The sequence below is a fragment of the Myxococcus sp. AM009 genome (assembly GCF_013372605.1).
Classification (GTDB): Bacteria; Myxococcota; Myxococcia; order Myxococcales; family Myxococcaceae; genus Myxococcus; species Myxococcus vastator.
Genome location: NZ_JABXEP010000358.1, coordinates 1 through 716, shown reverse-complemented (window position 1 = coordinate 716; position 716 = coordinate 1). Strand labels below are relative to the sequence as shown.

Below are 716 nucleotides of genomic sequence, written 5' to 3'. Positions count from 1 at the left end.
CCCACCGAGTCCACCGTCCCCTCCAGCGGCGCGTGCACCGACGGCATCGTCACCCGCACCCGCGCGCCCTCGCGCACCAGCGGCAAGTCGCGCTCGAACACGTCCGCCACCACCCACAGCGCCGAAGGGTCCCCCACCTCCACCAGCACGTCCCCGCCCGGCTGCACGGCGATGCCCTCCGCCGCGCTCCGGCTCAGCACCGTGCCCGCCAGCGGCGCGCGCAGCACCACGGTGGTGCCGCTGCCCGCGCCCACGAAGCCCACGGACGCCTGCGCCCGCGCCAGCTCCGCCCGCGCCTCCGCCAGCCGCGTCTCCGCGGACAGGCGCTCGCGCTCCGTCGTCACGCCCTGCTCGGACATGCGCACCTCGCGCTCGAAGGCGGACTGGGCCTCGCGCAGCGCCGCCGTCGCGGTGGCCACCGCCGTGCGCGATGACGCCGCTTCCGGGCAGTCCAGCGTCACCAGCGCGTCGCCCGGCTTCACCGTGTCGCCGGTGCGCACGTGGACGCGCACCACCCGGCCCGCCAGCGGCGCCACCAGCCGCGACAGCGCCCCGTCCCGGAAGGCCACGCGCGCGGGGGCCTGGAGCGCCGCGCTGCTGGCGTCCGCCTTCACCGAAGTGACGGTGACGAAGGCCCGCGACACCTCGGCCAGCCGCACCACGCCTTCCTTCAGGGGAACGGGCGCGGCGCGCTCGGCGGGGACGGAGGCGGTGGC

Annotated in this window: 1 protein-coding gene; it reads right to left on the bottom strand. The window is 77.9% G+C overall.

From position 1 onward, the window contains the following. Positions 1-716, bottom strand: a 716-nt coding sequence (locus HV824_RS35855) for an efflux RND transporter periplasmic adaptor subunit (protein ID WP_176425276.1), incomplete at both ends; no start/stop codon positions are given.